At 66.3% G+C, this 26,445-nt stretch carries 24 protein-coding genes and 1 pseudogene; 15 read left to right on the top strand and 10 right to left on the bottom strand.

Features of this window, described 5'->3' with window-relative positions:
• Positions 1-2: 2 nt before the first annotated feature.
• Complete coding sequence (locus tag OXS31_RS11605; RefSeq protein ID WP_267399091.1) at positions 3-1,247, top strand: serine kinase; 1,245 nt, start codon at positions 3-5, stop codon at positions 1,245-1,247.
• 220 nt (positions 1,248-1,467) lie between these two features.
• Here the strand turns inward: OXS31_RS11605 and OXS31_RS11610 are convergent, their stop codons facing one another.
• Together OXS31_RS11610 and OXS31_RS11615 are read right to left on the bottom strand one after the other, a co-directional pair.
• Entirely contained in the window at positions 1,468-3,162 is a 1,695-nt protein-coding gene (locus OXS31_RS11610; RefSeq protein ID WP_077172748.1) for a DEAD/DEAH box helicase, read from the bottom strand.
• Positions 3,163-3,444: 282 nt separating this feature from the next.
• Positions 3,445-4,194 (bottom strand): spermidine synthase, encoded by a 750-nt coding sequence (locus OXS31_RS11615; protein ID WP_267399094.1) that lies wholly within the window; start codon positions 4,192-4,194, stop codon positions 3,445-3,447.
• A gap of 112 nt (positions 4,195-4,306) precedes the next feature.
• On the opposite strand from OXS31_RS11615, the gene OXS31_RS11620 reads away from it, so the two are divergent.
• Positions 4,307-5,653, top strand: a complete 1,347-nt coding sequence (locus tag OXS31_RS11620) for a 3-deoxy-7-phosphoheptulonate synthase class II (protein ID WP_077172746.1) — start codon at positions 4,307-4,309, stop codon at positions 5,651-5,653.
• Positions 5,654-5,675: 22 nt separating this feature from the next.
• On the opposite strand, the gene OXS31_RS11625 is transcribed toward OXS31_RS11620, so the two are convergent.
• Together OXS31_RS11625 and OXS31_RS11630 are read right to left on the bottom strand one after the other, a co-directional pair.
• Positions 5,676-6,875, bottom strand: a complete 1,200-nt coding sequence (locus OXS31_RS11625; protein WP_027599515.1) for a crosslink repair DNA glycosylase YcaQ family protein — start codon at positions 6,873-6,875, stop codon at positions 5,676-5,678.
• A gap of 33 nt (positions 6,876-6,908) precedes the next feature.
• Positions 6,909-7,160 carry a DUF1127 domain-containing protein gene (locus tag OXS31_RS11630; protein WP_027602191.1) on the bottom strand — a complete coding sequence of 84 codons (252 nt, stop codon included), beginning with the start codon at positions 7,158-7,160 and terminating at the stop codon, positions 6,909-6,911.
• A 101-nt stretch (positions 7,161-7,261) separates the two neighbouring features.
• On the opposite strand from OXS31_RS11630, the gene OXS31_RS11635 reads away from it, so the two are divergent.
• Positions 7,262-8,113, top strand: coding sequence for a LysR substrate-binding domain-containing protein (locus OXS31_RS11635; protein WP_007158495.1), 852 nt, complete (start codon positions 7,262-7,264; stop codon positions 8,111-8,113).
• Here the strand turns inward: OXS31_RS11635 and OXS31_RS11640 are convergent, their stop codons facing one another.
• The 3 genes and pseudogenes from OXS31_RS11640 to earP all read right to left on the bottom strand — a co-directional run.
• Positions 8,114-8,854, bottom strand: coding sequence for a sulfite exporter TauE/SafE family protein (locus OXS31_RS11640; protein WP_027599518.1), 741 nt, complete (start codon positions 8,852-8,854; stop codon positions 8,114-8,116).
• A gap of 123 nt (positions 8,855-8,977) precedes the next feature.
• Positions 8,978-9,544 carry an elongation factor P gene (gene efp, locus OXS31_RS11645; protein ID WP_007158497.1) on the bottom strand — a complete coding sequence of 189 codons (567 nt, stop codon included), beginning with the start codon at positions 9,542-9,544 and terminating at the stop codon, positions 8,978-8,980.
• A gap of 48 nt (positions 9,545-9,592) precedes the next feature.
• Positions 9,593-10,720, bottom strand: a pseudogene (gene earP, locus OXS31_RS11650) (elongation factor P maturation arginine rhamnosyltransferase EarP); the annotation flags it as partial.
• Between the two features lie 138 nt (positions 10,721-10,858).
• On the opposite strand from earP, the gene OXS31_RS11655 reads away from it, so the two are divergent.
• Complete coding sequence (locus tag OXS31_RS11655) at positions 10,859-11,551, top strand: endonuclease I family protein (RefSeq protein ID WP_007158498.1); 693 nt, start codon at positions 10,859-10,861, stop codon at positions 11,549-11,551.
• Positions 11,552-11,557: 6 nt separating this feature from the next.
• On the opposite strand, the gene miaE is transcribed toward OXS31_RS11655, so the two are convergent.
• The 3 genes from miaE to OXS31_RS11670 form a co-directional block, all read right to left on the bottom strand.
• Positions 11,558-12,169, bottom strand: coding sequence for a tRNA isopentenyl-2-thiomethyl-A-37 hydroxylase MiaE (gene miaE / locus OXS31_RS11660; RefSeq protein ID WP_169886934.1), 612 nt, complete (start codon positions 12,167-12,169; stop codon positions 11,558-11,560).
• A 73-nt stretch (positions 12,170-12,242) separates the two neighbouring features.
• A complete protein-coding gene (locus OXS31_RS11665; protein ID WP_027602188.1) occupies positions 12,243-12,719 on the bottom strand; it encodes a DUF1289 domain-containing protein in 477 nt (158 codons plus the stop codon).
• A gap of 96 nt (positions 12,720-12,815) precedes the next feature.
• Complete coding sequence (locus tag OXS31_RS11670; RefSeq protein ID WP_027599520.1) at positions 12,816-14,261, bottom strand: NCS1 family nucleobase:cation symporter-1; 1,446 nt, start codon at positions 14,259-14,261, stop codon at positions 12,816-12,818.
• A 297-nt stretch (positions 14,262-14,558) separates the two neighbouring features.
• On the opposite strand from OXS31_RS11670, the gene OXS31_RS11675 reads away from it, so the two are divergent.
• The 11 genes from OXS31_RS11675 to OXS31_RS11725 all read left to right on the top strand — a co-directional run.
• Positions 14,559-15,263 carry a GntR family transcriptional regulator gene (locus OXS31_RS11675; RefSeq protein WP_044342055.1) on the top strand — a complete coding sequence of 235 codons (705 nt, stop codon included), beginning with the start codon at positions 14,559-14,561 and terminating at the stop codon, positions 15,261-15,263.
• A 7-nt stretch (positions 15,264-15,270) separates the two neighbouring features.
• Positions 15,271-16,002 carry an aspartate/glutamate racemase family protein gene (locus OXS31_RS11680; protein ID WP_027599521.1) on the top strand — a complete coding sequence of 244 codons (732 nt, stop codon included), beginning with the start codon at positions 15,271-15,273 and terminating at the stop codon, positions 16,000-16,002.
• 355 nt (positions 16,003-16,357) lie between these two features.
• On the top strand, positions 16,358-18,958 hold the full coding sequence (gene acnB, locus OXS31_RS11685; protein ID WP_267399108.1) for a bifunctional aconitate hydratase 2/2-methylisocitrate dehydratase: 2,601 nt from the start codon (positions 16,358-16,360) through the stop codon (positions 18,956-18,958).
• A gap of 239 nt (positions 18,959-19,197) precedes the next feature.
• Entirely contained in the window at positions 19,198-19,410 is a 213-nt protein-coding gene (locus tag OXS31_RS11690) for a hypothetical protein (protein WP_267399110.1), read from the top strand.
• Between the two features lie 43 nt (positions 19,411-19,453).
• On the top strand, positions 19,454-20,521 hold the full coding sequence (locus OXS31_RS11695) for an endo-1,4-beta-xylanase (RefSeq protein WP_267399111.1): 1,068 nt from the start codon (positions 19,454-19,456) through the stop codon (positions 20,519-20,521).
• A 127-nt stretch (positions 20,522-20,648) separates the two neighbouring features.
• A complete protein-coding gene (locus OXS31_RS11700; protein WP_007158508.1) occupies positions 20,649-20,867 on the top strand; it encodes a hypothetical protein in 219 nt (72 codons plus the stop codon).
• Positions 20,868-21,009: 142 nt separating this feature from the next.
• On the top strand, positions 21,010-21,099 hold the full coding sequence (locus OXS31_RS11705; protein WP_017640468.1) for a potassium-transporting ATPase subunit F: 90 nt from the start codon (positions 21,010-21,012) through the stop codon (positions 21,097-21,099).
• Between the two features lie 9 nt (positions 21,100-21,108).
• Entirely contained in the window at positions 21,109-22,806 is a 1,698-nt protein-coding gene (gene kdpA, locus OXS31_RS11710) for a potassium-transporting ATPase subunit KdpA (RefSeq protein WP_267399113.1), read from the top strand.
• Position 22,807: 1 nt separating this feature from the next.
• Positions 22,808-24,838 (top strand): potassium-transporting ATPase subunit KdpB, encoded by a 2,031-nt coding sequence (gene kdpB, locus OXS31_RS11715; RefSeq protein WP_267399114.1) that lies wholly within the window; start codon positions 22,808-22,810, stop codon positions 24,836-24,838.
• A gap of 10 nt (positions 24,839-24,848) precedes the next feature.
• Positions 24,849-25,400, top strand: a complete 552-nt coding sequence (gene kdpC / locus OXS31_RS11720) for a potassium-transporting ATPase subunit KdpC (RefSeq protein WP_074582564.1) — start codon at positions 24,849-24,851, stop codon at positions 25,398-25,400.
• Positions 25,397-26,445: universal stress protein (locus tag OXS31_RS11725; protein WP_346674100.1), on the top strand; the 1,049-nt coding region annotated here is incomplete at its 3' end. The genes kdpC and OXS31_RS11725, both read left to right, overlap by 4 nt.

Raw genomic sequence — 26,445 nt, forward strand, 5'->3', positions numbered from 1 at the left:
TCATGAGAATTGACCAGCCCAACACCCTATTGATCATTTCCTCCGAACTGGATGTCGATGAGGTGGTCGCCAGACTCAGGGACACCTATGAGCTAGCGCGATGGACATTCGTCTACCTCCTGGAGGACCTGCTGGGCCAGGCTGGAGCGGAACTGGTGCGGAGCGACACCTTCCTGGTCCGGGACTTCGCCGTCCATGGCGAAATTGACAGCGTCCTTGATCGAATCGCCGACACCTACGCCATTACCGCAGTCCTTCCCAATGACGAATTCGCGGTGCACGTCGCGGCGTGGGCCAACGAACGCTGGGGCTTGCCAGGGCTTACGCTCGATATGGCTGTGCGCTTTCGCGACAAGAAGCGGATGAAACAGATCGCCCAGCTGTTCAACATACCCACCGCCAAGGAAGTTACCCTCGACGAGCTGAAAAGCGGCGCCGCGACCCTTCCGGTCATTCTGAAACCCCGATCGCTGGCGGGCGCCGTGGGGGTCAGGATCATCACCGATGCCCGCGAGCTCTCCGGCCTCCCCCGCGATACGGGTGACAGCTACCAGGACATGAGCGAACACCAGTACATCATCGAAACCTATAACAGCCAGCCTCTGTATCAACTCGATGCCATCGTTCTCGGCAAGCAACTGGCGTTCCTCAGTGCCGGTAAATACCTGGGGAAACCCATCGACTACCTTGCCGAGCAACCACTGGGGTATCTCTCAGTTCCCCAGGAGGATCTCGAGGCGCTCTGGCGTCCCTTCGTCGAACGGGTGATAGCTGCGTTCGATTGCCCTGACGGGGTCTATCACATCGAAGCCTTCGGCGACGCAGGCGCTGGTTTGGAACTGCTGGAAATCGCCTTCCGCCCGGGCGGCGGACATACGACCGAGATGATAGCGTTCGCTCATGGCCTGGACCTGCGCCTGCTTCACCTCGCCCTGCAACTCGGCCTCTGTGAATCCCTGCAGACCAGCCGCCGCTGCGAAGCCTGGGCCTATATGATGTTTCCGAAAAAGCACCTGTCCCGCGAAACGCTCCATGTCTCCCACCTGACGCTCGCAGCGATCGAAAGCCTTTCGACATTGAGCATGAAGACCCTACCGCGTCCGGGAGACATAGCGTCGGGCGCCTTTTTCTGCCACAAGGATGGCCTGGGTACTTTCGTATTCTGTGGGGAGCGGCGAAGAGTCGCCGAAGACGTCCAGTACGTTCTGGAACATTACCAGGTACATCTCGCTGTCAGAGGCAGCTAGCCCTTAGCAGCGCTCGCAATCCCACTCCTCCCACGGTTCTTGCCTGAGACCGTTCCCGTGGATTTCGCGGCCTACCAGTCCCTTCGCAAGGGGGAAAACGGCGACCCGTAGCGTATACGCGCGTGAGCACAGGTTGGTCGTACCAGACGTCCTGCGCAACAAAAAGGCCCCGACGCCTTACAGCGCCGGGGCCTCTTATCGCCAAGCAAAAGCCTGGGGATCAATCCTCGCGATAGCGACGCAGGCGCAGGGCCTTGCCGGCTACACGGGTGTCCTTGAGCTTGGTCAGCAGACGCTCCAGGCCTTCCTCGGGCAGCTCCACCAGGCTGAACGAGTCACGGATCTGGATGCGGCCGATGGCCTCGCGATCCATGCCACCTTCGTTGATGATGGCACCCAGCAGGTTCTTGGCGGCGACGCCATCACGGGCGCCCAGGGCGGTGCGGCAGCGCACGCGGCCTTCCGGCAACGGCTGCATCGGACGACGCTCGCCACGGTCCGGACGCTCACCACGCTCGGGACGATCGCCCCGTTCGCTGCGCTCGCCACGGGGACGCTCGCTACGGCCGGCGCCGGGGGTGAGCGGCTGCTCGCGACGGACCGACTCGATGTCCAGGGCGCGGCCGCTGGTCAGCTTGGCCAGCAGGGCCGCGGCCAGGGTCGAGGGATCGCACTGCAGACGCTCGCACAGCTCCTGACGCAGGGCGCCATGGGTGGTGTCGGCATCGGCCAGCAGCGAACCCACGCCATCGGCCAGGCGGGAGATACGGGCTTCCAGCACGGCTTCGGCGTCGGGCAGGCGGATCTCGCCGACGCGCTGACCGGTGACGCGCTCGATGACCTGCAGCATGCGGCGCTCGCGCGGGGTGACCAGCAGCAGCGCGCGACCTTCACGACCGGCACGGCCGGTACGACCGATACGGTGCACGTAGGATTCCGGATCGTAGGGCATGTCCACGTTCAGGACGTGGGTGATGCGCGCCACGTCCAGGCCGCGAGCGGCGACGTCGGTGGCGACCACGATGTCCAGCGAACCATCCTTCAGCGACTCGATGGTCTTCTCGCGCTGGGCCTGGGGCATATCGCCGTTCAGGGCGCTGACGCGATAGCCCTGGCGTTCCAGCAGCTCGGCCAGGTCCAGGGTCGCCTGCTTGGTGCGCACGAAGGCGATCAGGGCGTCGAAGTTCTCCACTTCCAGCAGGCGCAGCACCGAGGCCGGCTTCTGGTCGGCGTGGACCATCAGGTGCGCCTGCTCGATGCGGGCGACGGTCTGGGTCTTGGCCGCGATGCGGACGTGTTGCGGCTCCTTGAGGTGACGCTCGGCGATGGCGCGGATCGACGGCGGCAGAGTCGCCGAGAACAGCACGGTCTGGCGGGATTCCGGCATGGCTTCGAAGATGAATTCGAGGTCATCCATGAAGCCCAGCTTGAGCATCTCGTCGGCTTCGTCGAGCACCAGGTGCTGGACGGTGGCCAGCAGGTTGTCGTCGCGACGCAGGTGGTCGCACAGACGACCGGGGGTGGCGACCAGAACCTGGGCGCCCATGCGCAGGGACTTCAGCTGCGGGCCCATGGGCGCGCCGCCGTAGAGGGCCACGACCTTCACGCCGGGCATCTCGGTGGAATAGGTTTCGCAGGCGGTAGCCACCTGCAGGGCCAGTTCACGGGTGGGAACCAGCACCAGAATCTGGGGTTCGCGGCGGGACGGGTCGAGCTTGGAGAGCAGCGGCAGAGCGAAGGCTGCGGTCTTGCCGGTACCGGTCTGGGCCTGGCCGATCATGTCGTGGCCGGAGAGAATCACCGGGATGGACTGCGACTGGATGGGCGACGGCTCTTCGTAGCCGACGGCCTTGATGGCGGCGAGGATGGCGGGATTGAGATTGAGCGCAGCGAAACCGCTGGTGTCCTGGGTCATTGTCTTGCCTCGTGTGCTTCGCAAAGACCCCAAAGCCAAGAGCTGCGCTTATCCGAATGACCGAAGTCGCCCAGGCAGCCAAGGTGTGAGCTTTTTGCGAAATAGCGGATGAAAAAGGGGTGAAGCGTCTAGGATTGTTCGCCGTCGGGCGAACGCACGACCGGTGTGGCCATGGCGGCGGACCGGGAAGATGCAGTTCCTGAACGGAAGGTCAAAAAGACCGGGGCGAATGATACCCGAACCCTGGACATTTCTCCAGAGAACCTTGGTCTACTTTTGTGGTCAGGTTGCCGCACGCAGGTTGTCCAGATATGCCTCCACATCGAACCCTATCCGCGGGGTCAACTCCCGGGCGCGCTGCCGCGTGCCCGCCTCGTCCAGCTCCTGCTCCAGACTGGCCGGCACCAGCAGGATGACATTGCCCTCGACCACCGGGCACTCCCAGTAATGATGGCGGAACAGGCCGCGCAGCAGTGCGGCGCCCAGGGGCTTGCCATCGGTGGCGCTCCACTGGTTGATCATCAGCCAGCCGCCGGGGTTGAGCTTGGCCTGGCAGTTTTCCAGGAAGCGCCAGGCCAGGTGCGCACTGGAGGGGCCGACATCGGTATAGAGATCGACAAAGATCAGATCGGCAGGCGCCGCGCTTTCGAGCAGGTCCAGGGCATCGCCGATGCGGATGGCCAGGCGCGGGTCCTCGTCGAGGCCCAGATGCTGGCGTGCCAGGCGCGGTACCGCGGGGCGCAGCTCCAGGGCTTCCACCGCCTCCAGGGGCAGCCACTTGAGGCAGGCCTGGGTCAGGGTGCCGGCGCCCAGGCCGAGAAAGAGCGCTCGCCGCGGCTGCGGGTGGCAGAGCGCGCCCAGCAGCATGGCGCGGTTGTAGTCGTATTCCAGCCAGGCGGGGTCCGCGGTGAAGACGCAGCTCTGTTCCACCTCCTCGCCAAACTCCAGGAAACGATAGGGCCCCACCTCCACCACCCGGATCCGGCCATGGTCATCGACGACCTCTTCCAGCAACACTTCCGTCTCGACCATCACCACCCTCCTCTATAGCCGCCCATGGTAGCCGCGATGGGCACTGTCTATCGAGCGTTGCGCCCGTCATCGGTTAGTATGGAAGGCTTCGTCGCACCACTCAGAGAGAATCATGTCCGCGCCCTGGAGCCCCACCAGCTGGAGAAGCCTGCCCATCCAGCAGCAGCCCGAATACCCCGATCAAGCCCGTCTCGCCGAGGTCGAGCGCACCCTGGCCGGCTATCCGCCGCTGGTGTTTGCCGGCGAAGCCCGCGAATTGCGCCGGCAGTTCGCCGAGGTGACCCAGGGTCGGGCCTTCCTTTTGCAGGGCGGTGATTGCGCGGAAAGCTTCTTCGAATTCTCCGCCGGCAAGATTCGCGACACTTTCAAGGTGCTGCTGCAGATGGCGGTGGTCATGACCTTCGCCGCGGGCTGCCCGGTGGTCAAGGTTGGCCGCATGGCCGGCCAGTTCGCCAAGCCGCGCTCGTCCGGCGACGAGGTCCAGGACGGTGTCTCCCTGCCAGCCTACCGTGGCGACATCGTCAACGGCATCGACTTCACCGAAGGCAGCCGCATCCCCGACCCGCAGCGCCTGATCCAGGCCTACAACCAGTCCACCGCGACCCTCAATCTGCTGCGCGCCTTCGCCCAGGGCGGTTTCGCCGACCTGCACCAGGTGCATCGCTGGAATCTGGACTTCATCGCCAACTCGGCATTGGCCGACCGCTACCACCAGCTGGCGGACCGCATCGACGAGACCCTCGCCTTCATGCGCGCCTGCGGCCTGGACACCGCGCCCCAGGTCAAGGAAACCAACTTCTTCACCGCCCACGAGGCGCTGCTGCTCAACTACGAAGAAGCCTTCGTCCGCCGCGACAGCCTGACCGGTGACTGGTACGACTGCTCGGCGCACATGCTCTGGATCGGTGACCGCACCCGCCAGCCCGACGGTGCCCACGTCGAATTCCTGCGCGGCGTGAACAACCCCATCGGCGTCAAGGTCGGTCCTTCCACTACCAGCGAAGACCTGATCCGCCTGATCGACACCCTCAACCCCGAGAACGATCCGGGTCGCCTCAACCTCATCGTGCGGATGGGCGCGGGCAAGGTCGGCGATCACCTGCCGCGCCTGATCCAGACCGTCGAGCGCGAGGGTCGCCAGGTGCTGTGGAGCTCCGACCCCATGCACGGCAACACCATCAAGGCGTCCACCGGCTACAAGACCCGGGATTTCGCCAGCGTGCTGGGCGAGGTCAAGGAATTCTTCGGCGTGCACCAGGCCGAGGGCACCTACGCGGGCGGCATCCATATCGAGATGACCGGCCAGAACGTCACCGAATGCATCGGTGGCGCCCGCCCGGTCACCGAAGACGCCCTGTCCGATCGCTACCACACCCATTGCGACCCGCGCCTGAATGCCGACCAGTCCCTGGAACTGGCCTTCATGATCGCCGAGACGCTCAAGGGCATTCGCCGCTAAGGCAGAGAGGGCGCGGCGCGCCCTAGTGCCGCGCCACCGCCTCGCGCAAGACGTCCGCCGGCCCGTGCAACTGCAGGTCGGCGAGGCCGAGCCAGTCGGCCAGGGCGCGCAACCGCCCCGCCAGGGCATCCAACCCCTCGTCATCGAGCCCCGCCGCCTCCAGATGCACGGCATGCACCGCCAGCCGTGACTGCGCCCGCTCGGCGCGCAGATCCACCCGCGCCGCCAGCCGCTCCCGGTAGAGAAAGGGCAGCACATAGTAGCCATAGACCCGTTTGGCCGCCGGCGTGTATATCTCCAGTCGATAGCGAAAGCCGAACAGCTGCTCGGTGCGCTCACGCTCCCAAACCAGCGAATCGAAGGGCGACAGCAGCGCCGCGGCGCGCACGGGGCGCCCGGGATTGGGCGTCTCGGCGACATAGGCCGGCTTCGACCAGCCCTGCACCTGGAGGGGCTGCAGACTGCCCTCCTCCAGCAATTCGGCGAGGCCCTGGCGGGCTTCGGCCGGACTGAGACGAAAATAGTCACGCAGCTGGACCTCGCTAGCCACGCCCAGGGCACGGGCGCTGCGCAGCAGCAAGGCGCGGCGGGCGGCTCCGGGCGCAACGGCCGGCGCCGCAAGGATTTCCGCCGGCAGCACCCGCTCGGGCAGGTCATAGAGACGCTCGAAGCCGCGCCGCCCGGCCACCGTCACCTCACCGGCGGCGAACAGCCACTCCAGCGCCAGCTTGCCCGGACTCCAGTCCCACCAGGGACCGGCCTGCTCGACCCGCCGAGCCAGGCTGCCGGCGCCCAGGGCACCGCGCTGCACCACCGCCTCCAGGGTCTGGGCGACGACCTGCGGCTGTTCGACGGCGAAACGCGCCAGCTGCCGATAGATGCCGATGCCCTGGCGCGCCTGATCGCGCCGCCAGCGCAGCTCGGCCCAGACCTCGGCCGGCACCAGCGAAGCCTCGTGGGCCCAGCATTCATAGAGCTGGCGCTTGCGCCCCTGGCCCCAGGCCAGGGCATCGAAATCGGCGAAGGCATAGTGGCCGAGACGGCTGAACAGCGGCAGGTAATGGGAGCGCACCAGCGCATTGACCGAATCGATCTGCAGCACGTTCAGGCGTGCGGCCTGGCGATACAGGGCGGCGGGACCCGCGCCACCCTTGGGTTGATTACCGAAACCCTGGGCGCGCAAGGCCAGACGCCGGGCCTCGCGCAGGGAAAGGCTGTCCATCCGAGCTCCTGAAAGAGGAAGGGATCTTTCACCCTAGCAGGATCGGCGGCGGCGCTCCTCCGCGGGCTGCTGCCAGAACGGCTTGTCGGCCTCCTGCCAGGCATCGGCGCGACTCAGGCCGAGGTCGTGCAGCGCGTTTTCATCCAGCCGATAGAGCGCTCGGCGTTGGCGGGAAAGCTCTATCGCCCGCCGCAACCAGGCCCAGACCTGCCGCAGACGAGAGGTGACGCCCGCAACACCAGGGGAACGCCCGGACGAATCTCGGTGAGCTATGAGCTGAGCCATGGTGCATCTCCTTCTCCAGAGGGTATGGCTCAAGTCTGGAAGCCGGCTTAACATCAATCCAACGAATCTTTCTGATGCGATCCATTCACCGAGCTGATGCCATGAACTACCCCAGCATAGAGACCGATCTGCTGCGCACCTTTGTCGCCATCGCCGATCAGGGCGGCTTCACCCGCGCGGCCGAGGTGGTCAACCGCACCCAGTCGGCGGTGAGCATGCAGATGCGCAAGCTGGAAGAGGACGTGCTGCAGCGGCGACTGTTCGAGCGTGACGGCCGCCAGGTGCGTCTGACCGCGGAAGGCCAGGTCCTGCTGGGCTTCGCTCGGCGGATCCTCAAGCTGCATGGGGAGGTGATGACCACCCTGCGCGAGCCGCACATGGTGGGGACGGTGCGCATCGGCACCCCTGACGACTACGTCATGAGGTTCATTCCGGGCATCCTCGCGGGCTTCGCCAAGGCCTACCCGCTGGTGCAGGTGGATGTCCACTGCGAGCCCACCGCGGGTCTGCTGCAGCGCCAGGATCTGGATCTGACCATCGTCACCCGCGAACCGGGCAACGAGATCGGTCTGCCGTTGCGGCGGGAACGCTTCGTCTGGGCCGAGGCGCCTGGTTTCGACATCCACCAGCGCGATCCGCTGCCGCTGGCGATGTTCAATACCTCCTGCTTTCTCAGCGAATGGGCCCGGCGCGCCCTGGACAATCGCGACCGTGGCTATCGCCTGGCCTACAGCAGCCCCAGCCTTGCCGCGCTGCTGGGCATCGTCAAGGCAGGCCTGGCGGTCACCGCGCAGCTGGAGAGCCTGCTGCCGAGCGAGCTGCGCCGGCTGGGAGAAGCCGACGGCATGCCCGACCTGCCCTCCTGTTCCATCGAACTGCTGCGCAATCCACGCAGCGCCTCGCCGATCATCGACACCCTCGCCGAGCATATCGCCGAGGGCTTTCGGCAGTAGTCAGCGCAGCGCCAGCAGCACCGCGCAAAGCAGCAGAAAACCGCAGAACAGCAGGCGCAGCAGCCGTTCGGGCAGCTGGTGGGCCAGCTTCACGCCCCAGCTCACGCTGAGCAGGCCGCCGATGGCAAGGGGAATGCCGACGCTCCAATCCACTTCGCCATGCCAGGCATAGCTGGCCAGGGTGACGCCCGTGGTGGGCAAGGCCATGGCCAGGGACATGCCCTGGGCCGCGACCTGGGTCAGTCCCATCACGCCCGCCAGGATGGGCGTGGCGATCACCGCCCCGCCGACGCCGAACAGCCCGCCGACCAGTCCCGCCACCAGCCCCAGCACGCCAAGGCCGAGACGGCTCGGCGTGGTCAGCGGTGGCTGGCCACGGCGATAGAGCTGCCAGAGGTTGTAGAGCACAAGGAGCAGCAGGAAGCCGACGAAGCCGTGGCGCATCGAGCGGGCATCCAGCGACACCGCCAGTGCCGTGCCCACCAAAGCCGAGACCATGCCGGCAGCCGCGAGCAAGGCGGCGCGCTGCCAGTCGATGCGGTTGCGCTGATTGTACTTGTAGACCGACAGCAGCACGTTGGGCACCACCATCACCAGGGCGGTGCCCTGGGCCAGTTGCTGGTCGAGGCCGAACAGCAGCGCCAACACCGGAATGGCGATGAGGCCACCGCCGATGCCGAACAGCCCACCCACCACGCCCAGCACCGCCCCAAGGACGACATCGATCAACAAGGTAAACAGCGATTCCACGGCAATTCTATCCAGCGGCAAAGGGATTTGGAGAGACCGGCCAGACCGGCCCGCGACGAAAGCCCAGACAGCAAAAAGCCCGGCAAGCCGGGCTTTCTGATCGAGACGCCTGGTTTAGACCTTGGCGCGCGACTTGTACTCGTTGGTACGGGTGTCGATCTCGATGTGGTCACCGATATCGCAGAACTCGGAGACCTTCAGCTCGTAGCCGTTGTTCAGGCGAGCGGTCTTCATGACCTTGCCCGAGGTGTCGCCGCGAACGGCCGGCTCGGTGTAGGCGATCTGGCGCACGATGGTGGTGGGCAATTCGATGGAGATGACGCGGTCGTTGTAGAACACCGCTTCGCAGACGTCGGTCATGCCGTCTTCGATGAAGGCGATGGCTTCGCCCAGGTCGTCCTTCTCCACTTCGTACTGGTTGTAGTCGGCGTCGACGAAGACGTACAGGGGATCGGCGAAGTAGGAATAGGTTACTTCCTTGCGATCCAGAATCACCGGCTCGAGCTTGTCATCGGCGCGGAAGACGGTCTCGGTCGCGCTGCCGGAGAGCAGGCTCTTCAGCTTCATCTTGACCACTGCAGCGTTACGGCCGGACTTGTTGTATTCAGCTTTCTGGATGACCCAGGGAGCGTTGTCGATCATGGCCACTTGGCCGGCACGGAACTCTTGTGCGGTTTTCATGCGGTTATCCGTATGGATGGAAGAACGGGATTTCGAGGCGCCATATGATAGCCAATCTGTATGGAAATGCACCAGGCTGGCGGCAAGATCGCTGTGAGAAGCCATCCGATCGCTCCAGTCACGCGCCAGCAGACGCCAGTTTTCGACCTGTGCGTCCAGCGCCGACCAGGCCGCAGCCAGGTCGCCACGACCGTTCCAGGCCAGCCACAGGGCACTGACCGCGGCGCCCAGTTCAGGGGTGCCGGACGCCACATAGCGCGCCAGGAAGGCCTCGAGCTTGACGAAGTGGGCGTCCTCTTCCTGCGGATAGATGTGCCAGACGAAGGGATGCGCGGCCCATTGCGCGCGGACGAAGGAGTCCTCGCCGCGGATGGCATTGAAGTCGCAGCACCACAGCAGGCGGTCGTATTGCTGCTGGGAGACGAAGGGCAGCACCTGCACCCGCAGGGCGCCACGGCCGTGGCTGTCGCCGGCCTTGAGCCAGTCGACGCCCAGCCAGGCGGCGACGTTGGCCAGTACCCGCCCCTCCGGCACCAGCAGGCAGGTCGGCCGGTTAGCGGCGCTCAGGGCGTCGAGCCAGTCGATCAGCGCCGGATTCTCGTAGGCGAACAGCGAGAACAGGCGCTCGCCCGGCTGCCGGCGGACGCCCAACCCGGCGAGAAAGTCGTCCCGCGTCGCGGCCGCCTGCTGGACGCCGTCCCGCTGCTCGAGCAGGTCACGCTCGCGCAGCAGACCACCGACCTTGGCGGTAAAGCCGGGAAAGAAGAAGTACTTGTTCAGGCCGGTGGGCTGCAGCGACGGCAGAGCATGACAGCCTTCGATCCACTCCTCGGCGCTCAGGTATTCCAGATTGAGCCAGAGCGGTCGCTCGGCGCGCCCCGCCATGGCGGTGATGAAGCCTTCCGGCAACTGGCAGGCGAAGGCCTCGACCACCACGTCGCCCGGCTCGGCCGGCGTCCAGTCGGCACGCCAGAGGCGTACCTCGACCCCGCGATGCCATTGCTGCTCGGCCGTGCCATCGACCCCCGGCTGGATCCGCGCCAGGGGATAGAGGTCGTCGATCCAGAGGCGGACCTGCTGTCCATGCTCGGCGACCAGCTGATGGGCCAGACGCCAGGTGATACCCGCGTCCCCATAGTTGTCCACCACTGTGCAGAAGATGTCCCAGGCTGCCATGCCATACCTCTAAGTCATTGATATCGAATCGTGTTTCGCTTCAGCCAGCGGGTAATGCGCGGCGGATTCCAGTGAACCCAGTCACACCGCGACCCCAGGCGGGTCGGTAGTATCCGCGCTTTTTCGGACGGATTCTCCATGTCGTTGCGCCCTGCCCTGCTGTTCTGCCTGAGCCTGGCTTCCCTGAGCGCCCTGGCGACACCCCAGCCACCCCGCACCTTCAGCGAAGCCAAGGTGGTCGCGACCAAGGTCTATGCCAAGCAGGGCGTGGACTTCTATTGCGGCTGCCACTACAGCGGCAAGACCGTGGATCTGAAGAGCTGCGGCTATGTCCCGCGCAAGAGCGCCCAGCGCGCCAGCCGCATCGAGTGGGAGCACATCGTGCCGGCGTGGGTGATCGGTCACCAGCGCCAGTGCTGGCAGAAAGGCGGTCGCAAGAACTGCACGGCCAGCGATCCGGTGTACCAGAAGGCCGAAGCCGATCTCTTCAATCTGGTGCCGGTGGTCGGCGAGGTCAATGGCGATCGCAGCAACTTCGCCTTTGGCTGGCTGCCGCAAAAACCCAGCCAGTACGGCGCCTGCCAGATGGTGGTGGACTTCAAGGCCAAGACCGCCATGCCGCGTCCTGAGATCCGCGGCATGGTCGCCCGCACCTATTTCTACATGAGCGACCGCTACGGCCTGCGGCTGTCCAAGCAGGACAGCCAGCTCTACACCGCCTGGACCAAGCAGTACCCGCCCGAGGCCTGGGAGCGCCAGCGCAATCAGCGCCTGGCCTGCATCATGGGCCATGGCAATCCCTACGTGGGCCAGACCAAGGCCTGCAAGTAGCGCGACTCAGGCAGCGGTTGGAATACCGCTGTGGAATCTCAGCTCGCCATCGCTGGAGGTGATCAGTTCCACCTCCAGGGCGCGGACCTCGGCGATCTTGGCGTCGACGTCGTCGCGCTCGCCATAGAGATAGGCGAGCTTGAGATAGTCCTGGAAATGCCGGGCTTCGGAGGCCAGCAGGCCGCTATAGAACTTGCCCAGCTCCGCGTCCAGATGGGGCGCCACCGCGCCGAAGCGCTCGCAGGAGCGGCATTCGATGAAGGCACCGATCACCAGGCTGTCGGTCAGCTTCAGCGGCTCATGGTTGCGGCAGAGCTTGCGCAGGGCGCCGGCATAGCGCGCCGAGCTGACGTTGCGGTGCTCGATGCCGCGGCGCTTCATGATCTGCAGCACCTGTTCGAAGTGGCGCAACTCTTCGCGGGCGATGCGCGACATCTTCCAGGACAGTTCGGCGCGATTGGAATAGGTGAACAGGTAGTGAAAGGCGGCGCCGGCGGCTTTCTTCTCGTTGTTGGCGTGGTCCTGCAGCAGCGTCGGCAGATCCTGCAGCGCGGCCTCGACCCAGGCATCCGGCGTACGGCAACCGAGGAATTCGTTCATCTCGGGCAAGGACATCAGCGTAATCCCGTGCAAAAGCCGCGCATTATAGAGAAAGGCGCGCGCCTGGGCAGCGCCGCTCGCCTGCTGACGCTCAGACGCGGCTGTCGACCCCTTCGAGCAGGAAGCGCGGGGCGATGTAACGGTCGTAGTGGGCTTCGGAGAGCAGGAAGAATTCCCGGTCGATGGCGTCGCGCAACTCGGCCAGCGGGCGCTCGCGAAATTCCGGCAGGAGGCGCACCCCATAGGCGTCCAGCTGCTGGATATGGCGCGCACCCCGGGCCAGCAACTGATAGGCCCAGCAATACTCGGACTGATCCGGCCGGAAGCGGATGCTGCGCTGCTGCAACTGCTGGCGCAACAGCGCAGCATCGAAGACATCGACCTTGGCCGACACCACCTGCACCAGCAGCAGCTCCAGGCGCGCCCAGACGGCGCGACGCTCCTCTTCGCCGTAGAGATTCCAGTTCACCACCTCGTGGTGGAATCTCTTGCAACCACGGCAGACGTGGTCGCCGAACATCGTCGAGCACAGGCCGACGCAGGGCGTCTTGATGACAGGAGCGGGCATGGGCGGCAAGCCTTGGAGCAAAACGCCTAGTCTAGCCGGAAACGGCAACGACCGGCGCGGGTGGCCCGCGCCGGTCGTGCAGAACCTCAGGTCAAATCACACCGCGGCGACGCCGCGGCTCGGCAGCGGGCTGGCGCTGCGCCGGCTCAGGGCATAGAAGAACAGCCCGCCGAGGAAGCAGCCGGTGAACCAGGCGAAGTTGGCGATCGGCTTGAACCAGGGCACGAAGGTGAAGCACAACCCAATCAGGGCCGCGGCCACCAGCGCCTGGACCGCGACCCAGTTGACGCCACCGCTGTACCAGTAGGCGCCCTGCGGGGAATCGTCGAACAGGGCATCGACGTCGATGCGGCCCTTGCGCAGCAGGTAGTAGTCCACCAGCAGGATACCGAACAGCGGGCCGATGCAGGCGGCCAGGACATCCAGGGTGTAGTGGATCACCTCGGGGTTGTTGAACAGGTTCCAGGGGGTGATGAAGATCGAGGCCACGGCCGCGATCATGCCGCCGGCGCGCCAGCTGATCTTGCTCGGCGCCACGTTGGCGAAGTCGAAGGCCGGCGAGACGAAGTTGGCGACGATGTTGATACCGATGGTGGCGGTCACGAAGGTGAAAGCGCCCAGCAGCACCGCGGTGGTGTTGTCGATACGGGCCACGGTGGCGATGGGGTCGTGGATCATCTCGCCGAATACCGGCAGGGTGCCGGAGACGATCACCACGGTGACCAGGGAGAAGGCCAGGAAGTTGATCGGCAGGCCCCAGAAATTGCCGCGCCGGACATCCTGCATGGAGCGGCAGTAGCGACTGAAGTCACCGAAATTAAGCGTGGGCCCGGAGAAGTAGGACACCACCAGGGCGATGGCGACGATCACCTGGCCAAAGGCCGCCCAGCCGGTCAGCTGCTTTTCCGCCAGGGTGAAGCTGATGTTGCTCCAGCCGGCGCGCCAGACGATCCAGGCGGCGAGGAGGAACATCACCGCATAGACGGCAGGGCCGGCCCAGTCGATGAAGCGGCGGATGGACTCCATGCCCGCCCAGAAGACGCAGGCCTGGAGGAACCAGAGGGTGAGGAAGCCGCCCCAGCCCAGGTAGGAAAGGCCCAGGAAGCTGCTGTCGCCATAGACCGCCAGCGCGGGAAAGAAGCGCAGCACCACGATGACCAGGGCGCTGGAGGCCAGGTAGGTCTGGATGCCGTACCAGGCGACCGCGATCAGGCCACGGATCACCGCCGGAATGTTCGCGCCGAAGACGCCGAAGGCCAGCCGGCAGATGACCGGATAGGGAACGCCGGCCTGCTGGCTGGGCCGGGCGACCAGGTTGGCGACCACCTGCACGATGCAGATCCCCACCAGCAGCGCGATCAGTACCTGCCAACTGGCCAGCCCCAGGGCGAACAGGCTGGCGGCGAAGACATAGCCGCCAACGCTGTGCACGTCGCTCATCCAGAAGGCAAAGATGTTGTACCAGCTCCATTTCTGCTCGACCGGGCCGAGGTCTTCGTTGTACAGGCGTGGGCTGTAGCCCGGGGGAATCTGCTGGTTCATGAATCGCCTCCTCCGTGGTAGCGGGCACCTGCATACGGCACCCGCCTTGTTTTGTATACAATCCATCAGGCAGAGAACGTGCCAGCTACCGGAAAATGTCCTTAACCTCCTGGCTCGATAGAGAATTTTAGAGAAAAAAGGCTCTAACCCAGGCTTGCAAGCGTTACCGCATATGCACTTCTCTGGGGCGTTTGGTGGCAGACAGGCGCTACCTTGGCGCACGAGGCGGAACGCATTCGCCCATCGTCGTCGCCCGAGACTTTGTATACAATTCAGGCAAATCGCCGGAGTCAGCCCATGAGTGCAGTACCCTCGTCGCTCGCCGTTGCCGCCTCGCCCCGGGACGAACGGATCTACCAGGACATTCTCGAAGCCATCGTCGAGCATCGTCTGACCCCGGGCACCCGGCTGCCGGAAGACACCCTGGCGGAAACCTTCGGCATCAGCCGCACCGGCATTCGCAAGGTGCTGCAGCGGCTGGCCCTGGAGCGGCTGGTGACCCTGCGCGCCAATCGCGGCGCCCAGGTCGCCCAACCCAGCGCCAAGGAGGCCCAGGACATCCTCGCTGCGCGCCAACTGATCGAACCGGCGCTGATGCCGCTGGTGGCCGCCCGCGTCGACAGCGCCCAGCTCGCGCCCCTACGGCAACTGTGCCTCGAAGAGCACGAAGCGCAGCATGGCGGCCGCCACAGCCTGGCGATCCAGCTCTCCGCGCGCTTTCACGTCGAACTCGCCGCCCTGGCCGACAACCAGGTGCTGACCGAACAGGTGGCCCAACTGGCCAGTCGCTCTTCGCTGCTGATCGCCATCTATGGCTCGCGGCACAGCCTGGGCTGCGATTGCGGTCAGCACGAAGACCTGCTGGACCTGCTCGCCCGCGGCGACGGCACGGCCGCCAGCGAGTGGATGGCGCAGCACCTGCGCCTCATCCGCGAATCCCTCCGGATCGACCGGCCCACGGCCGCCGAGCCCGATTTCCGCAGCATCTTCAAACGCAGCTGAGGCTCCCATGCAGATTCAGGTCATCAATCCCAACACCAGCGCCAGCATGACCGCCAAGATCGGTCGCGCGGCCCAGGCCATCGCCCGACCGGGCACCACCATTCTCGCCAGCAATCCGGACGCCGGTCCGGTGTCCATCGAAAGTCACTACGACGAGGCCGTGGCCGCGGTAGGGGTGATCGAAGAGATGCGCAAGGGCGTCGAGGCAGGCTGCGCGGCCCACGTCATCGCCTGCTTTGGCGATCCGGGCCTGCTGGCCGCGCGGGAAATGGCCCAGGGGCCGGTACTGGGCATCGCCGAAGCCGGCTTTCACCTGGCCAGCCTGCTGGCCACCCGCTTCGCGGTGGTGACCACCCTCACCCGCACGCGCATCATCGCCGAGCACCTGCTGCAGCGTTACGGCTTCGCCGAGCTGTGCACCTCGGTGCGCTGCATCGACCTGCCGGTGCTGGCCCTGGAAGCCGCCGACGACAGCCTGATCGAACTGATCGCCGCCGAGGGCCGCCGCGCCCGTGACGAGGAAGGCGCCGGCGCCATCGTGCTCGGCTGTGGCGGCATGGCCGATCTGCGCGAGGCCCTGAGCGAAGCCATCGGCATTCCGGTGATCGAAGGCGTCAGCGCCGCGGTCAAGCTGGCCGAATCCCTGGTCGACCTGGGCCTGGGCACCAGCAAGCACGGTGACCTGGCCTACCCCATCGCCAAACCCTTCAGCGGGCGCTTCGCGCACCTGGGCCGGTAGCAGCCTGCGGCCAAGGTCTAATCAGCCGACGCAGCGATGCGACAACGCGGCGCTTAACTTCGCTCGAGGCTTGGCGTAGAATTAGGCAGCCTTATAGGCGCAATGTCCGATACGAAGCTGTTTTCAAAGCGTCACGAGCAAAGTATCCGGCGATCCGGCAGCGGCGGCCTCATCAACCGCCCTGCTGCAGATCAGCTTTTCAGCAGCCGGCGTAAAACTTTGAAAACAGCTTCCGGCGGAATGCGTCCGGCGCGACGGCGGTCCTGCCCGCAGCCTCCCCCGTCTTACCCTGCCGAATGCATTTCGGGGCGCCAGCCCCCGGACGCAATATTGGACCACTGATGAGGGTCAACCTGTGCTTGAAGCCTATCGTAAACACGTAGAAGAGCGTGCCGCCCAGGGCATCGTGCCCCAGCCGCTGAACGCCGAGCAAACGGCCGGTCTGGTCGAACTGCTGAAGAATCCCCCGGCCGGCGAAGAAGAATTCCTCGTCGACCTCATTACCAACCGCGTGCCGCCGGGCGTCGACGAAGCCGCCTACGTCAAGGCCGGTTTCCTCTCCGCCATCGCCAAGGGCGAAGCCCAGTCCCCGCTGATCTCCAAGCAGCGCGCCACCGAGCTGCTGGGCACCATGCAGGGCGGCTACAACATCGCCACCCTGGTCGAGCTGCTGGACGACGCCGAACTGGGCGCTGTGGCCGCCGAACAACTCAAGCACACCCTGCTGATGTTCGACGCCTTCCACGACGTGGCCGAGAAGGCCAAGGCGGGCAATGCCCACGCCAAGGCCGTCATGCAGTCCTGGGCCGAGGGCGAGTGGTACAAGAAGCGTCCGGAAATCGCCGAGAAGTACACCCTGACCGTGTTCAAGGTGCCGGGCGAAACCAACACCGACGACCTCTCTCCTGCGCCTGACGCCTGGTCGCGTCCGGACATCCCGCTGCACGCCCTGGCCATGCTGAAGATGGCTCGCGACGGCATCGTGCCCGAGCAGCAAGGCAGCATCGGTCCGCTGAAGCAGATCGAGGAAGTGCGTGCCAAGGGCTTCCCGGTCGCCTATGTCGGTGATGTGGTCGGTACCGGTTCGTCCCGTAAGTCCGCCACCAACTCGGTGCTGTGGTTCTTTGGCGACGACATCCCCTACGTGCCCAACAAGCGCGCCGGTGGTTTCTGCTTCGGCTCCAAGATCGCCCCGATCTTCTACAACACCATGGAAGACGCCGGCGCCCTGCCGATCGAATTCGACGTGTCGGAGCTGGAAATGGGCGACGTCATTGACGTCTATCCCAAGGCCGGCAAGGTCACCCGCCACGGCAGTGACGAGGTGCTCGCCACCTTCGAACTCAAGACCCCCGTGCTGCTGGACGAAGTCCGCGCCGGCGGCCGTATCCCGCTGATCGTCGGCCGCGGCCTGACCGAGAAGGCGCGTGCCGAACTGGGCATGGGTCCGACCGACCTGTTCAACAAGCCGGACCAGCCGGCCGAGAGCAGCAAGGGCTACACCCTGGCGCAGAAGATGGTCGGCAAGGCCTGCGGCGTCGAGGGCGTGCGCCCCGGCACCTACTGCGAACCGAAGATGACCACCGTCGGTTCCCAGGACACCACTGGCCCGATGACCCGCGACGAGCTGAAGGACCTGGCCTGCCTGGGCTTCTCGGCTGATCTGGTGATGCAGTCCTTCTGCCACACCGCGGCCTATCCCAAGCCCATCGACGTCAAGACCCACCACACCCTGCCGGATTTCATCCGCACCCGTGGCGGCGTCTCCCTGCGTCCGGGCGACGGCATCATCCACAGCTGGCTGAACCGCATGCTGCTGCCCGACACCGTCGGCACCGGTGGCGATTCCCACACCCGCTTCCCGATCGGCATCTCCTTCCCAGCCGGTTCCGGCCTGGTGGCCTTCGCCGCGGCCACCGGCGTCATGCCGCTGGACATGCCGGAGTCGGTCCTGGTGCGCTTCAAGGGCAAGATGCAGCCGGGGATCACCCTGCGTGATCTGGTGCATGCCATCCCCTACTACGCCATCCAGAAGGGCCTGCTGACCGTCGAGAAGAAGGGCAAGAAGAACATCTTCTCCGGCCGCATCCTCGAGATCGAAGGCCTGGAAGACCTGACCGTGGAGCAGGCGTTCGAGCTGTCCGATGCCTCCGCCGAGCGTTCCGCCGCCGGTTGCACCATCAAGCTGTCGCCCGAGTCCATCACCGAGTACCTGCAGTCCAACATCACCCTGCTGCGCTGGATGATCGAGGAAGGCTACGGTGACCCGCGCACCCTGGAGCGCCGCGCGCGCGCCATGGAAGCCTGGATCGCCAACCCGGAACTGCTCGCCGCCGATGCCGACGCCGAATACAGTGAAGTCATCGAGATCGACCTGTCCGAGGTCAACGAGCCGGTGCTGTGCGCCCCGAACGATCCGGACGACGCCCGCCTGTTGTCCCAGGTGGCCGGCGACAAGATCGACGAGGTGTTCATCGGTTCCTGCATGACCAACATCGGTCACTTCCGCGCCGCCGGCAAGCTGCTGGACAAGGTCAAGGGTTCGATCCCGACCCGCCTGTGGCTGTCGCCGCCGACCAAGATGGACCAGCACCAGCTGACCGAGGAAGGCTACTACGGCATCTACGGCAAGGCTGGCGCGCGTATGGAAATGCCGGGCTGCTCGCTGTGCATGGGCAACCAGGCCCGCGTTGCCGCCAACGCCACCGTGGTCTCCACCTCCACCCGCAACTTCCCCAACCGCCTGGGCGACGGCGCCAACGTCTACCTGGCGTCGGCGGAGCTGGCAGCGGTGGCCTCGATCCTGGGCAAGCTGCCCACCGTCGAGGAGTACATGCAATACGCGAAGAGCATCGACAGCATGGCCGCGGACGTCTACCGCTACCTGAGCTTCGATCAGATCGCCGAATTCCGTGAAAGCGCGGAAAAGGCCCGTATCGCCGCCGTCGAAGTCTGACGTAGCGTTCGGTACTGAAAAACCGCCCCTCGGGGCGGTTTTTTTATGGGGATTTCGCCGTAGGGTCGACAACGCGAAGCTTGTCCACGTAGCCGTCGGGAGAGGCCTTGATGGCTGTCGGTGGAAAAGGCTGCGCCGTTTTCCACGCTACGCGGGCAGCGGCATAGGCGCTGGTCTTAAGCGCCTGTTAACCCGGGTGCCGTTACCTTCGGCGCTCCAGCACGCCTCGGATACCTGCCATGAAACGTCTTGCGGTCATCATCCTGTCATTTTTCCTGCTCGCCCTCAGCCAGGCGAGTCTGGCGGCGGGTTGCATCAAGGGTGCCGTGGTCGGCGGGGTGGCCGGGCATGTCGCCGGTCACCATGCCATCGCCGGTGCGGTGGCCGGGTGCCTCATCGGCCATCACCTGGCGGCGAACGCCAAGGAAGAGTCGCCGCACACCCATGGCTGAACGGCCGCCAGCCACCCACTACCGATGCTGGGAGGTCATCCCGATGCCGCGTACTCTGCTCGCCCTGCTGGTGTCTCTGGGTCTCTGGAGTGCCGCTGCCCTGGCCGCGGAGCCGATCGCTACCCGCTCCCTGGCGGCGGCCTATGGCGGGCGCCTGAAGATCGGCGCCGCCATCGAACCCGATCAACTGGCAGGCCCCGACGGGGCGCTGCTGGCGCAGCAATTCGGCAGCCTGGTGGCCGAGAACGCCATGAAGCCCCTGCGCATCCATCCGCAGGAAGATCGCTATGTCTTCGGGCCGGCCGATGCCATCGTCGCCTTCGCCGAGCAGCACGGCTTGGCGGTGCGCGGCCATACCCTGCTCTGGGGCAGCCACACCCCGGACTGGTTCTGGCAGGGTGCCGATGGGCAGCCGGCCACCCGAGAGCAGGTGCTGCAGCGCCTGCGAGCGCATATCGCCACGGTGGTCGGCCACTACCGCGGGCGAGTCTATGCCTGGGACGTGGTCAACGAGGCCATAGACCCCAATCAGCGCAGTTGCCTGCGTGACGATCGCTGGCTGCAGGTGGTCGGTCCGGACTATCTGGCCGAGGCCTTTCGCGCCGCCCATGCCGCCGATCCCCAGGCGCGCCTGTTCATCAACGAATTCAACACCCACGAGCCCGCCAAGCGCGACTGCCTCGCGCGGGTGGTCAAGGGCCTGCTGGCCGAGGGCGTGCCGGTACAGGGCATCGGCCACCAGACCCATATCAGTATCTACTGGCCGTCCCTGGCGGCCATCGATCAGTCGCTCACCACCTTCGCCAAGCTGGGGCTGGAAAACCAGATCACCGAGTTGGACATGAGTCTCTATCAGCACCACGACTACCACCCCGTACTCGGTCTGCCGCAGCGGCTGGACCTTCAGGCCGAACGCTATCGCGACTTCATGGCCATGGTCCTGAGGCACCCCGAGGTGAGCGCCGTGACCTGGTGGGGCGTGGCCGACGACCACAGCTATCTGAACAACCCGCCCGGCGTACCGGGAGACGACCAGCCGCTGCTGTTCGACCGCCACCAACGGCCGAAACCAGCCTACTGGGCCGTCCTGCATCAGGCGCCCCACCCGTAGCCTGGCGGCTGGCAGGCTCTGGCATGCGGCTTGTCCACGGAAGATTTGCACAAGGCGGCGAACCCCCGGAGCGCCGCCAGGTCAATTGTTACAGGACATTACTTCGCACCCACGAGAGGTCGCCACCATGAAGCTCCTGCCTACCCTTGCCCTGTCTGCTCTCCTGCTCGGCGCCAGCCAAGTTACCTTCGCCGCCGGTTGCGTCAAGGGCGCCGTGGTCGGCGGCGCCGCGGGTCATGTCGCCGGTGGTCACGGCGTCGCCGGTGCCGCCGCGGGCTGTGCCATCGGTCACCACGAGGCCAACAAGAAGGCCAAGGAAGAACAGCAAGCCGCGCCCAAGCAATAGTCGCAAGGCCCCGCCAGCACTGGCGAGCGGGGCCGATTTAACGCTTTCTTTACGCCCCGCCACCGCTCCCCGCCTCGCTTCTTTACACCCCTCCTCCCGACAATTTCTCCACGCGGCAACGGCCGTCTCTGGAGAACTCGCGATGACCCCCTGGAATCTTCTGGCCCTGCTCCTGGCACTGGGTCTGTTCGTCTATCTGCTGGCGGCGCTGTTGCGCGCCGGCCGGTCCTAGGGAGGCGGCATGGACAGCCAAGCCGCGTTCCTGATCCTGGCCTTCTTGGCCCTGACCTTTCTTCCCGCGCCCTTCCTGGGGCGCTACTTCTACCGCGCGCTGGAAGGCGAGCGGACCTGGCTGACCTTTGTCGGCGGGCCCCTGGAGCGCCTGACCCTCAAGGTGGTGGGCACCGATGGCCGTGGCCAGGACTGGCGCACCTATGCCATTGCCCTGGTGCTGTTCAACCTGCTGGGGATCATCCTGCTGTTCGCCATCCTGCTGCTGCAGGGCGAACTGCCGCTCAATCCGCAGCACCTGCCCGGCCTGGAATGGACCCTGGCGCTGAACACCGCCATCAGCTTCGTCACCAACACCAACTGGCAGGCCTACAGCGGCGAAGCCTCGCTGAGCTACTTCAGCCAGATGGTCGGCCTGGGCGTGCAGAACTTCGTCAGCGCCGCGGTGGGCGTCGCCGTGCTGGCCGCCCTGGCCCGCGGCATCACCCGCCGCAGCGCCCAGGAGATCGGCAATTTCTGGGTCGATCTGTTTCGCGCCACCTTCTATGTGCTGCTGCCGCTGTGCGTGCCCCTGGCGCTGCTGCTGATCTGGCAGGGCGTGCCCCAGACCTTCGCCGCCTATGTCGATGCCACCACCCTGCAAGGCGCCAGCCAGACCCTGCCGCTGGGCCCGGCGGCCAGCCAGATCGCGATCAAGCAGCTGGGTACCAACGGCGGCGGCTTCTTTGGCGTCAACTCGGCGCACCCCTTCGAGAACCCCACGGCGCTGAGCGATCTACTGGAGCTGTCCGCCATCCTGATGATTCCGGCCGCTCTGGTGTTCAGCTTTGGCCACTACGTCAAGGATCGGCGGCAGAGCTGGGCGATCTTCGCCGCCATGTTCGGCCTGCTGGTGGTCGGAGGCGCCGTGGCCATCGGTGCCCAGAATCACGCCAACCCGGCGCTGGCCGGCCTGTCGATCACCCAGGGGGCGTCTCTAGAGGGTCTGGAAACCCGCTTCAGCGGTACCGCCTCGGCGCTCTGGGCGACGGTGACCACGGCGGCATCGAACGGCTCGGTGAACGCCATGCATGACAGCCTGGCACCCCTGACCGGCCTGATCGCCCTGTTCAACATGATGCTCGGCGAGGTGATCTTTGGCGGCGTCGGCGCCGGCCTCTACGGCATGTTGCTCAATGTGCTGATCGCCGTCTTCATCGCCGGCTTGATGGTGGGTCGTACCCCGGAATACCTGGGCAAGAAGCTGGAAGCCCCCGAGGTACGGCTGCTGGTGGCGACCCTGCTGGTCATGCCGCTGGGCGTACTGGTGCTGGGCGCCATCGCCGCCAGCGTTCCGGCCGGCGTGGCCGGGATCGGCGCGACGGGCCCCCATGGCTTCAGCCAGCTGCTCTATGCCTACACCTCGGCCACGGCCAACAACGGCTCGGCCTTTGGCGGCTTCAGCGCCAACACCCCCTTCCACAACCTGATGCTGAGCCTGGCCCTGCTGATCGGTCGCTTCGGCTACATCCTGCCGATCCTGGCCATCGCCGGCAGCCTGGCCGCCAAGCGACCCGTGCCGCTCGGCCCCAACAGCTTTCCCACCCACGGCCCGCTGTTCGTCACCCTGCTGGTGATCACCCTGCTGCTGGTGGGCGGCCTGACTTTCCTGCCGACGCTCGCCCTGGGGCCGATCGCCGACCATCTGCAACTGTTCGGAGTCCGCTGAAATGGATGCCCAGACCCACACCCTGCCCACTCCTACCCCTGGCACCCTGTGGCGCCAGGCGCTGCGGCAGGCCTTCGTCAAGCTCGACCCGCGCCAGCAGATCCGCTCGCCGGTGATGTTCGTGGTCGAGATCACCGCGCTGTTTTCCACCCTGCTGTGCCTGGCGCCGGACAATGGCGTGAGCACCGGGGTGGCGGTGCAGATCACCCTCTGGCTGTGGTTCACCCTGCTGTTCGCCAACTTCGCCGAAGCCCTCGCCGAGGGGCGTGGCAAGGCCCGCGCCGACAGCCTCAAGGGCATCGGCCAGAATCTCGCCGCCCGCCTGGAGGAAAACGGCGAGCACCGGATGGTGCCGGCCAGCTCGCTGCGCAAGGGCCAGATCGTGCGGGTGGAAGCCGGCGAACTGATCCCCGGTGACGGCGAGATCATCGAAGGCGTGGCCGCGGTCAACGAGGCGGCCATTACCGGGGAATCGGCACCGGTGATCCGCGAATCCGGTGGCGATCGCTCAGCGGTCACCGGCAACACCCGGGTGGTGTCGGACTGGATCCGGGTGCGCATCACCGCCAACCCCGGCGAGTCGACCCTGGACCGCATGATCGCCCTGGTGGAAGGCGCCAAGCGGCAGAAGACCCCCAACGAGGTCGCCCTGGACATCCTGCTGATCGGCCTGACGCTGATCTTCCTGCTGGTGGTGGTGACCCTGCAGCCTTTCGCTGCCCTGGCCGGTGGTGAGTTGCCGCTGCTGTTCCTGGTGGCGCTGCTGGTGACCTTGATCCCCACCACCATCGGCGGCCTGCTCTCGGCCATCGGTATCGCCGGGATGGATCGCCTGGTCCGACTGAACGTGATCGCCACCTCGGGGCGCGCCGTGGAAGCCGCCGGTGACGTCCATACCCTGCTGCTGGACAAGACCGGCACCATCACCTTCGGCAACCGCCGTTGCAGCGCCCTGTACGCTACCCCCGGCATCACGCCCAAGGGCTTGGCCGAGGGTGCGCTCTACGCCTCGCTGGCCGACGAGACCCCGGAAGGCCGCTCGATAGTGGAGTACCTGCGCAACCTGCACCCGCTGGAAGAGCCGCCGCGCGCCCAGGTTATCCCCATTCCCTTCAGCGCCGAGACGCGCCTGTCGGGCATCGACTGGCAGGGCCGCGAGTATCGCAAGGGTGCGGTGGACGCCGTGCTGATATTTCTCGGCCAGACCCGCGCCGACCTGCCGGAGGTATTGGCCCGGGAGATCGAGACCATCGCCAAGAGTGGCGGCACCCCGCTGCTGGTCTGCGGCGAAGGCCGGCTGCTGGGCGCCATCCACCTCAAGGACGTGGTCAAGCCGGGCATCCGCGAGCGCTTCGCCGAGCTGCGTACCCTGGGCATCCGCACCGTGATGGTGACCGGCGACAACCCCCTGACCGCCACCGCCATCGCCGCCGAGGCCGGGGTGGACGACGTCATCGCCGAAGCCACGCCGGAAAAGAAGCTGGAGCGCATCCGCAGCGAACAGGCCGAGGGCAAGCTGGTGGCCATGTGCGGTGACGGCGCCAACGACGCCCCGGCGCTGGCCCAGGCCGATGTCGGCATGGCGATGAACGACGGCACCCAGGCCGCCCGCGAGGCCGCCAACCTGGTGGACCTGGATTCCGACCCCACCAAGCTGCTCGACGTGGTGCAGGTGGGCAAGGAGTTGCTGGTGACCCGCGGCGCCCTGACCACCTTTTCGGTGGCCAACGACGTGGCCAAGTACTTCGCCATCCTGCCCGCGCTGTTCGCCGGCATCTATCCGCAGCTGAACGTGCTCAACGTAATGCACCTGGCCAGTCCGCAGAGCGCCATCCTGTCGGCCATCGTGTTCAACGCCCTGATCATCGTCGCGCTGATTCCCCTGGCGCTGCGCGGAGTGCGGGTCAAGGCCGCCAGCGCCGCCGCCCTGTTGCGCCGCAACCTGCTGATCTATGGGCTGGGCGGTATCGTCGTACCCTTCGTCGGCATCAAAGCTATCGACCTGGCGCTCGGCGCCCTGGGTCTGGTCTGAGGAGACCGCCATGCTCATGCAATTGCGTTCCGCCGTGCTGATGCTCCTGTTGCTCAGCGCCCTGACCGGGGGCGCCTACCCCCTGCTGGTGACGGTGCTCGGCCAGGTGCTGTTCGCCGACCAGGCCGGCGGCAGCCTGATCCAGCGCGCCGACGGCAGCGTGGTCGGCTCACGCCTGATCGCGCAGAAATTCAGCGGCCCCGAGTGGTTCCAGCCGCGCCCCTCGGCTGGCGACTACGCCACCGTCTCCAGCAGCGCCAGCAACCTGGCCCAGTCGGCACCGGCGCTGCGCGAGCGGATCGAGAAGGCGCTGCCCGAGGTCCAGGTGACCGGCCAGGGCCCGGTGCCCCAGGAGCTGGTGACCACCTCCGCCAGCGGCCTCGACCCGGACCTCACCCCGGCCGGCGCCCGCTATCAGATCGCCCGGGTCGCGGCCGCGCGCGGCCTGGCCCCGGAACGCCTGGATGCCCTGGTGAGCGAACAGACGCGCACCTCGCGCTTCGGTCCGGCAACGGTTAATGTCCTGCTCCTCAACCTGGCCCTGGCAGACCTGAGCAAATGACCGACAGCACCGGGCGCGCCGAAGCGCTGCTCGCCGAACACCGTGAAGGCCGTGGCCGTCTAAAGGTCTTCCTGGGGGCGGCGCCCGGCGTGGGCAAGACCTACGCCATGCTGCAGGCGGCCCAGACCGCGCTGCGCCAGGGCCGCCGGGTGCGCGCCGGGATCGTCGAAACCCATGGGCGCCGGGAGACCGCCGCCCTCCTCGCCGGCCTGCCGCAGCAACCGCTGCGGCGGGTCGAGCACCGCGGCCTCAAGCTCAGCGAACTGGATCTGGAAGGCCTGCTGGCCGATCCGCCGGAACTGGTGCTGGTCGACGAACTGGCCCACAGCAACGCCCCCGGTAGTCGCCATGCCAAGCGCTGGCAGGACGTCGAAGACCTGCTCGCCGCCGGCCTCAACGTCTACACCACGGTCAATGTCCAGCACCTGGAAAGCCTCAATGACGAGGTGCGCGACATCACCGGCGTCCAGGTGCGCGAGACCGTGCCGGACCAGGTACTGCTCGATGCCGATGACCTGGTGCTCATCGACCTGCCACCCCGGGAATTGCTGGAGCGCCTGCGCGAGGGCAAGGTCTATGTGCCCGAGCAGGCGCGCGCGGCCATCGATGCCTTTTTCAGCCAGACCAATCTCACCGCCCTGCGCGAGCTGGCCATGCGCACCGCCGCCGCCCAGGTGGATTCGGCGCTCGCCCTGAGATACCGCCAGCAGGGCCAGGCCGCCCCGCCGCTACTGGGTCGCCTGATCGTCGGCGCCGGCACCGCGCCTTCGGCGGAGCGCCTGGTGCGCCATGCCAGTCGCCTCGCCGACCAGCGCCACCTGCCCTGGACCCTGGTCCACGTCGACACCGGCCAGCCGCTGGACGACGCCGCCCGCGCCAACCTCCAGGCCAGCCAGCGCCTGGCCGAACGCCTGGGCGGCGAGGTGCTGACCCTGCGCGACAGCGATCCGGCCCGCGCCCTGGTCCGCCATGCCCGCGACCAGCGCGCCAGCGTGCTGCTGATCGGCCGCGGCCGGCCGCGCGGCTTCAGCTTGCGGCGCCGTCT

The organism is Pseudomonas sp. GM_Psu_1, from assembly GCF_026544185.1.
GTDB classification, from domain to species: domain Bacteria; phylum Pseudomonadota; class Gammaproteobacteria; order Pseudomonadales; family Pseudomonadaceae; genus Chryseomonas; species Chryseomonas oryzihabitans.